Source organism: Halopenitus sp. H-Gu1 (assembly GCF_041821145.1).
Classification (GTDB): domain Archaea; phylum Halobacteriota; class Halobacteria; order Halobacteriales; family Haloferacaceae; genus Halopenitus.
Window position 1 is genome coordinate 36,742 of record NZ_JBGUBC010000023.1, and the last position, 7,079, is coordinate 43,820.

8 protein-coding genes are annotated in these 7,079 nt (G+C 61.2%); 2 read left to right on the plus strand and 6 right to left on the minus strand.

The genetic code is table 11. The features are described from left to right. Window positions 1–53 precede the first annotated feature (53 nt). The 5 genes from ACERIT_RS13770 to ACERIT_RS13790 all read right to left on the minus strand — a co-directional run bounded on the left by ACERIT_RS13770 (window position 54) and on the right by ACERIT_RS13790 (window position 4,693). Window positions 54–1,193, minus strand: a complete 1,140-nt coding sequence (locus tag ACERIT_RS13770) for an XdhC family protein (protein WP_373675437.1) — start codon at window positions 1,191–1,193, stop codon at window positions 54–56. Between the two features lie 28 nt (window positions 1,194–1,221). Continuing rightward, the gene (locus tag ACERIT_RS13775) at window positions 1,222–2,535 is read right to left on the minus strand and encodes a VWA domain-containing protein (protein WP_373675438.1); all 1,314 of its coding nucleotides are present in this window, start codon (window positions 2,533–2,535) and stop codon (window positions 1,222–1,224) included. A 3-nt stretch (window positions 2,536–2,538) separates the two neighbouring features. Continuing rightward, entirely contained in the window at window positions 2,539–3,498 is a 960-nt protein-coding gene (locus tag ACERIT_RS13780) for an AAA family ATPase (protein ID WP_373675439.1), read from the minus strand. A 125-nt stretch (window positions 3,499–3,623) separates the two neighbouring features. After that, entirely contained in the window at window positions 3,624–4,223 is a 600-nt protein-coding gene (locus ACERIT_RS13785) for a CoxG family protein (RefSeq protein ID WP_373675440.1), read from the minus strand. 185 nt (window positions 4,224–4,408) lie between these two features. Next, complete coding sequence (locus ACERIT_RS13790; protein WP_373675441.1) at window positions 4,409–4,693, minus strand: DUF4870 domain-containing protein; 285 nt, start codon at window positions 4,691–4,693, stop codon at window positions 4,409–4,411. A gap of 243 nt (window positions 4,694–4,936) precedes the next feature. Here ACERIT_RS13790 and ACERIT_RS13795 point away from each other — a divergent pair, with 243 nt between their 5' ends. Beyond that, window positions 4,937–5,164 (plus strand): hypothetical protein, encoded by a 228-nt coding sequence (locus tag ACERIT_RS13795; protein ID WP_373675442.1) that lies wholly within the window; start codon window positions 4,937–4,939, stop codon window positions 5,162–5,164. Beyond that, window positions 5,161–5,742, plus strand: coding sequence for an LURP-one-related/scramblase family protein (locus tag ACERIT_RS13800; RefSeq protein WP_373675443.1), 582 nt, complete (start codon window positions 5,161–5,163; stop codon window positions 5,740–5,742). The genes ACERIT_RS13795 and ACERIT_RS13800 overlap by 4 nt, the downstream gene beginning before the upstream one ends. Window positions 5,743–5,780: 38 nt before the next feature. Here ACERIT_RS13800 and ACERIT_RS13805 read toward each other — a convergent pair whose 3' ends face one another. Beyond that, the gene (locus ACERIT_RS13805) at window positions 5,781–7,040 is read right to left on the minus strand and encodes a hypothetical protein (protein ID WP_373675445.1); all 1,260 of its coding nucleotides are present in this window, start codon (window positions 7,038–7,040) and stop codon (window positions 5,781–5,783) included. Window positions 7,041–7,079 lie beyond the last annotated feature (39 nt).

A 7,079-nucleotide genomic window follows, 5' to 3' on the forward strand; every position in this document is an offset into this window, starting at 1 on the left:
GGATTTTTTCGCTATGGATCGACGGACGCGGGAGCAGTCGACGAGCGAGCTGCTCACTCCAACGACGGGCGTTCGTGGATATGTCCTTCCCGTTCGGTGAGGTGTTTCGGCTCGCGACCGTACCGGATCGCCGTAACTTCGGCGGCGATGGATTGTGCGATGTGGAACGGCGTGCCGCCGCCCAGATCGAGGCCCGCGGGCGCGAAGATGCGCTCCAGATCGTCCTCGGTCAGTTTCACCCCGTCTTCTCTGAGGTCGTCACGAATTTCCTCGAACCGTTCGCGGGGACCGAGCAGACCGACGTACGGGACGGGGGAATCGAGCAACTCCTCGAGGACGATACGATCGTCGATGAAGTTGTGCGTCATCACGATCGTGTACGTCTTCTCGTCGAGATCGAGCGTCTCCTGGACGTCGGCCGGCGAGGTCGAGACGACCGCGTCCGCGTCCGGGAATCGCTCCGTGGTGGCGGACGCGCCCCGGAAACTGGCCACCGTCACACGGAAATCGACCTGTGAAGTGAGGTTCGCGACGGGAGCGACGTCGTGTCCGGAGCCGAAAACTACCAGATCCGGCGGCGCAGTCACGGCATCAACGAACACCTCCGTGTTCTCGCCTTCGTGCTCGAATTCGAGGGTATCCGACGTTTCCGCCGAGAGCAGTTCTGCGGTCGGCTCGTCAAGCGCGTCGAGAAGCCAGTCTGGCCAGTCTGGGGCGTCAAAGGACAGCGATCCGTCCGCCTGCGTGGCGTATGCTCGGTCGCCACGACGAGTGCCGGATTCTCCGGGGTCCAGAACGGTCACGACGGCGATATCGTCGCTCCGCTCGTAGGCGTCGACGACGGGACGGTAACTGTCGTCGAGCGGTTCGAGCAGGATGTCGATGATGCCGTTACAGCCGACGCCCAGCCCCCAGACGTCGTCGTCACCGGTGAGGTCGAACTGTTCGACGTGCGGGCGTCCCTCTGTGATGACGTCCTCGGCGATATCGAGCACTTCGTCTTCGAGACAGCCCGCAGTGATCGAGCCGACGCCGTCGCCCTCCTCGGCGATGACCATCTTCGCTCCCGGGCGACGATACGCGTTGCCGACGACGTCGACGACCGTCGCCAGCACTGCGTGACGATCGTCGATCGCATCGTCGATCGCATCCATTACTTCCGTTTCCGGGACGCTCCAGTCACCTGCAGTCATGCGTGCCACCTCGTTTGTGTGTGGTCTGTCATAGTTGATCTCGGGTTTTCCGACGGGGATCGTGTTCGTAGCCGATCGCTCCCCTGCTACCGTATCGGGAGAGTTGTCGGGCCATCTCGCTGACGTCGTCCGGGCCGGTAAACGCGAACAGGCCGTCGATGGCTGGCAACGCGGCGGCGATCCCGGCGGCGGACGGCTCGTAGTCCGGCGTGGCTGCGAGCGGGTTTAGCCACAGCACCGTCGCGGCACGACGCGAGAGCCAGGCCATCCCGGACTCAAGCGACGACACGTCCCCCATCTCTAGACCGTCACTCACGATGAGTACGGTGGTCCGCCTGTCGACCGTCTCGGCGTAGTCATTCCGGATCGTCGTAACGGCGTTTCCGATCCGGGTGCCGCCACCCCATGCCGTCTCGGCGTCTCGAAGCGCTTTGACGGCGACGTGCGTGTCCCCCGCATCGAACGCATCCGTCACTTCTCGAATTTCGTTGTCGAAGAGAAACGTGCGGCAGTTGCGTGTCCGTGCTTGAAGTGTTCGCAGCCACCGCAAGAGGAAGGCGCGGTCGATGACGTCCAGAATCGAGCGGCTCACGTCCGTGAGGACGAGCACTCGGCTCGCCGTTCGTGCCCGGCGCCGTTCGGGCACGGAGACGATTGCTCCGCCGGTCGCGATGCTTTTTCGTAGCGAGCGCCGCACATCCGCTTTCTCCCCCGATCTGGTGGGCTGCCATTGCCGTCCCCGCTCGGTCGCTATTGCCCGCACGAACTGCTCGACTGTCCGCATCAACTCCCCATCTCCGGACGTGGGAGCGAGCCTGACGATCACCTGTTCCGGCTGACCCGCGGGACTGTACGTCGCTTTCGCGACCGTTTCGTCCCCGTCCTCGGTATCGCCAGCCCCGACGCCACCAGTCCAGGTCTCCGAACCGAGCGTGGGGTCGGCTTCGTCAGCCTCGACACCGTCCGCTTCGGGGGCGTCCTCGGCACTGAGGGGTGCCAGATGCTCGTCCGACCGTTCGTCGTCGTTCGCTTCGAGGGCCGATCGATCGCCCTCAGCGAGTGACAGACGGTCCGTCAGCCGCCGCCAGAACGTCGCGAACAGACGGTCGAAGCGGTCGACATCCTCCGGGCGCCCCACGAGCGCGGCCTTGAGTGCCGCCCGGACACGGTTCTCGTCGTCGAAACCGACCTCCACGAGCGCGCGGGCCGCGACGGCGGCCGCGTTCGCCGATACGTCCACCCCGGCGTGTCGGAGCGCTCTGGTGAACGCCACCAGATCCGACCGTACGTCGTCTCGGACGCCAGCGACATCCGGGACCTGATCTATTTTGTCGGCTGACATTTCTTAGTCCGTCTCCATTTCCGTCTCGACGCGGGCCGCACGCGCGGATTCGACGAGCGTCTCCAGCAGGCTCTCGTCGACGCGCTCTACGTCCTCGACTTCCTTGAGCAGGCAGCCGATGGTGTGTTCGATCTCCTCGGGGCTCAGCGACTCGGTTTCGTCCTCGGTCCGAAGTTCGGCCACTGCCCGTGCCCAGTCGAGCGTCTCCGCGACGCCCGGGTGTTTGCGGAACGGCTCCTCGCGGAGCCGTTGTGTGATCGCACAGAGTTCCGCGGCCATCGCTCCGTCCAGTTCCGGGACTTTCCGCTCGACGATATCGAGCTCCTTCTCGAACGTCGGCGGCTCGACGTGCAGGTATAGACATCGGCGTTTCAGTGCATCGCTCAGTCCGCGGGTTCTGTTCGACGTGATGACTACCACCGGTGGTCGATCGGCCTTGATCGTCCCGAGTTCGGGGATCGATACCTGAAAGTCCGACAGGACCTCAAGCAGGAGCGCCTCGAACTCCTCGTCAGCCCGGTCGATCTCGTCGATGAGCAATACCGGCGGCCGGTCCTCGCCGTCAGACAGCGCTCGCATCAACGGCCGTTCGAGCAGATACTCCTCGGTGAACACCGAGTTATCGCCCGTGACACCGTGCTCGTCGGCCTGGACGGCGAGCAACTGTTTCGTGTAGTTCCACTCGTAAAGTGCGTTCTCGGCGGTCAGTCCCTCATAACACTGGAGGCGAACGAGTTCAGTATCGAACCCGTTGGCCAGCGCCTTCGCCAGCTCCGTCTTGCCCGCGCCGGGCTCGCCCTCGATCAGGAGCGGACGCTCGAGTCGGAGCGCCAGTAACACTGTCGTTACGATGTCGTCCTCCGCGACGTAATCCGTCGTGTCGAATGCCTCCCGGAGATCGAGTTCCGTCATGTCGGCGAAGGAGTTTTCGCTCACAGGTGGGTTCAGGGCTGCAGTCGGCATAAATTCATGGTTCAAAACGCCGATTTCGGGTCGCTGGAGAGCGAATACCGGATTCTAGCCATCATCGTCCGTGCCCCTCCGCCGCCGTCGTCTCGGCTGTCGATCCGGTCGCTGTCCGATTCCGTTCAGAACAACCCCCGGATCCGGTCGCTGAGCCCGTCGGATTCCACCGCTGCCACCTCCGTGAGTTGATCCTCCATGTTGCTGAAAAAGCGGCCGACGACGCGGTTCGCGACGGGGTTGATGACTCGCTGGCCCATATTGGCGATCCGACCGAAGACGTCCGCCTCTGCGTACCACTCGATATCGACCCCCTCGTCGTGTTCCGTGATCGTCATCCGGGAGTCCATCTCGAAGGAACTGCCGCTGGCGTTCCCTTGGCCCGAGGCACTGCCCTCCGGAAAGTCCCACTCGTCGATGGTGACGGTCGTCCGAAAACTCGGGCTGACCGCGCCGACGCTGAGTTCCATCAGCGCCGCGTAATGTTGTCTCGCTTCGAAGCCCCGAGCTTTCACCTCGCCGGGATCCGCCTCGGGAAGAAGCGGCGGATCTTCGTCCGGTTCCGCTTCCCGCAACGCCTCGAAGTCCACGCCGTCGAGATCGTCGACTTCCGTCAGAAACTGACACCCCGGCAGGGACTGTTTGATCATATACGGATCCGATAGGGAGAGCCAGACTTCCTCGGCCGAGACTCCGTCGATGGTAAACGTTCCGTCGAACTCCATCGTTCACCGCGCCTCCATCTCTGCGGGTGTATATACCTCGGTACTCATTGTCACACTAACCTGATTGCGGCCTATCCTGAAAAACATTCGCCGGCCGTCCCGGTAGTGTTCCAGGATATCGTGTACTGTTCCGATAAATCGTTTCTCAGGGAACCCGATACGTTATCGATGGTCCCCATCGCCTTTTAGGCGAAACTGTCTGCGACATCGGCTGCAACGGGAATCCTGGGATCCTCGCCCTGGTAAGTCCGGACGATCAGATAGATCCAGAGGATGAACCCACCGACCCAGAGGATGAAACTAAGGAGCCCGAAAATCGCCCCTATCACGAATCCAACTATATCCGCGAACCCGGCAATGGCTTGGATAAAACTCAACACTAGTGACGCCACGAAAATGGCACCGAATACGACGATACTCTGGGCAGCGTGAAATCTCACCTGGTCATTCTCCGATTCGATGAGAAACATAACGATACCGGAGACGTAATCCTATCACGTACGCAAGGGCTGCCGCGACGTTCACGTCAAGGCCGGACTGCGTCTCGAGGCCGGATTGTGTCTCTTGGCTCGGTGCTTGATCGGAATCGGGGGTGCTTGCACTCATTGGTCTTCTATGTGAAATTTCTGTCTCCAGTGAATAATACTATATTGCGATTCTTATAATGTGAAAACCATACTTATGATTAACCATATATAGTCTAACTTACAGTTATGGGGCGAAGAACGGCGTTGACATCCGGAGCGGCTATCGCTTTCGGTTCCATCGCCGGTTGTCTCGGCGGCGACGAGGAGGGGTGGCTCGTGTTCACGGCGGATGCGGACACGACGGTGGACGACGTCGAATCAGACTGGATCGTCATGACATCCGCGCGACGTGGGAGTAGCCCCTCCCTGACCAGTCTCGGCCAAAGAGAATTCGATCTCATTCAAACACAATGACACCCGAAAAAACGTACGAAATCACCGGACTCGAGCTATCGGATACCAACTACACGGTCGAACAGAGCCTGATCGGAAACAGATACGAAGCCCTCGACGCCAGCGGAAACACCGTTCTTAAAGGGAAACAGAAGCTGTTCAAGTCGAAAGAGGAATTCCCGTTCTCCGATTCCGACGGAAACGACGTGTTCACCGTGAAGGCCAGCAGCGTCATCGACGTCGCCGGCGACTACCTACTCACCGACAGCCAAACGGGCACCGACCTCGTTATTCTGGACAACGATTTCTCCGTTTTCCAGGACACATGGAAGATCCGAGACGCCGACGATCGCTCCGTTTTGGCCGAAATCACCTCCCGGGGAGCACTCGTGGCACTGGCCCGTCGGTACGTCCCCTTTGGGGAGTGGATCCCCCACAAATACGAGATCACGGACCAGGAGGGCACTCATGTCGGATCCATCGAGGGGCAACTGTCCCTGAAGGACCGATACGACATCACGATCGACGACGCGAGTAGCGTTCCAAAAGAACCGATAGTGGCTGCGGCCATGGTCATCGACGCAATCCAGGGCCACTAACTGGCATCGTCGCCTCCGGGATCCGTCAGTCAGATCACTCAGACGTGACGACGAGCGCTCAACGGCTCGCGAAGTGCCCACTCGTCGTCACGGGGATCCAATCGATGCGGCTCAACACCCCGGTCGGTGAGAATACCTGCGTGAAACAGTATCGCTTTCAGCTGGAAGACCGTCGGAGAGTGGAAGACGCTCCCGTCTTCGAGCTCGCCGGGTCGAAGATCACCTTCTTCATCAAGTACCCGACTGCGGACGTCGTCGGTACCGCGCAAGAACAACTCGACGGTGAACGTCGGATGGTGGACGTGCAGCCACTCGACGAAATCGACCAGCGATGGAGTTGCAATCCCGTCGTCGTGCATCGTCTGGAGTTCCTCGACGATCAGTTGCGTCGCCGGATACGCCCAGACGACGCGTCGCGTCAACAGCCCCCATTCGGGGGCCAGATCGCAGAATCGAGTTCGTGATCCCTGCCACTCCTCGAATACGTTCAGGGCAGCATCGACTGACCCGTACCGGTCCAGCGCGAATCGAACCACCTCCTCGCCAAGTAGCGTAAGCTCGATCTGATTCGGTCGTTCGTTCACGAGATCGAGAAATGCTGCTCCCGTTCGAGCACTATCGACGGCCCGAACGACGCGTTCGGCGAGTACCGCATCCGTGTCGTCGACGTGAGACACTGCGAGCGGGTATGCGAGATAGTTCTTCGGATGATTCAGACCGAAGGACTTGTCGGCGACGCCCTGGGCGGTCGCCTGAAAACGGATCGCCGTCGCCTCGTCGGACGTCCGGTTTCCCACGACTCGAGGGACTTCGAACGGACTGACCGTCCCATCCGTGTCGACGGCGAGAACTCCGACGTTGAGTTCGCGGGCAAGCGTCCGGGCGGACTGGGAGATCGCTTCAGCCGGCGCAGCGACGTATGCCGCGTTCGCTTCGTGCAAGCGATCGTACGCTTGGACGACGCCCCTCTCGACGTCACCCGTCCCCGTTTGTGTATACCCCTTTGCTTCGATCGCGACGAGGGGAGGTCGCTCACCGAACCGCTCGACCGCGAGAACGTCGGACTCGAGGCGTCGGACGCCAACCAGGTCCGGATATCCGGATCCGACGCGGACGTGGTTGAACGGTGCGAGCTGCTCGCGTACGTCCGGAGAGATGGGCTGATCGGGGAGCCAATCGTCCATCGCAAACTGCGTATCCACGACTGCGTACGCATTCGAGTCGGCATCCTCGGGAAAGAGATGCCGCTTCGTGTGTGCGAGAATTCGTGGTTCCGAGAGGGGTGCCGCACTCGCCATGACGTGCAATTCCAGGGAGTCCACATGAAGGTTCGGTGC

Excerpts from the sequence above, each read along its gene's own strand:
- ACERIT_RS13795 (WP_373675442.1), top strand. The coding sequence starts at position 4,937 with ATGGGGCGAAGAACGGCGTTGACATCCGGAGCGGCTATCGCTTTCGGT.
- ACERIT_RS13805 (WP_373675445.1), bottom strand. The coding sequence starts at position 7,040 with ATGGCGAGTGCGGCACCCCTCTCGGAACCACGAATTCTCGCACACACG.
- ACERIT_RS13785 (WP_373675440.1), bottom strand. The coding sequence starts at position 4,223 with ATGGAGTTCGACGGAACGTTTACCATCGACGGAGTCTCGGCCGAGGAA.
- ACERIT_RS13770 (WP_373675437.1), bottom strand. The coding sequence starts at position 1,193 with ATGACTGCAGGTGACTGGAGCGTCCCGGAAACGGAAGTAATGGATGCG.
- ACERIT_RS13800 (WP_373675443.1), top strand. The coding sequence starts at position 5,161 with ATGACACCCGAAAAAACGTACGAAATCACCGGACTCGAGCTATCGGAT.
- ACERIT_RS13790 (WP_373675441.1), bottom strand. The coding sequence starts at position 4,693 with ATGTTTCTCATCGAATCGGAGAATGACCAGGTGAGATTTCACGCTGCC.
- ACERIT_RS13775 (WP_373675438.1), bottom strand. The coding sequence starts at position 2,535 with ATGTCAGCCGACAAAATAGATCAGGTCCCGGATGTCGCTGGCGTCCGA.
- ACERIT_RS13780 (WP_373675439.1), bottom strand. The coding sequence starts at position 3,498 with ATGCCGACTGCAGCCCTGAACCCACCTGTGAGCGAAAACTCCTTCGCC.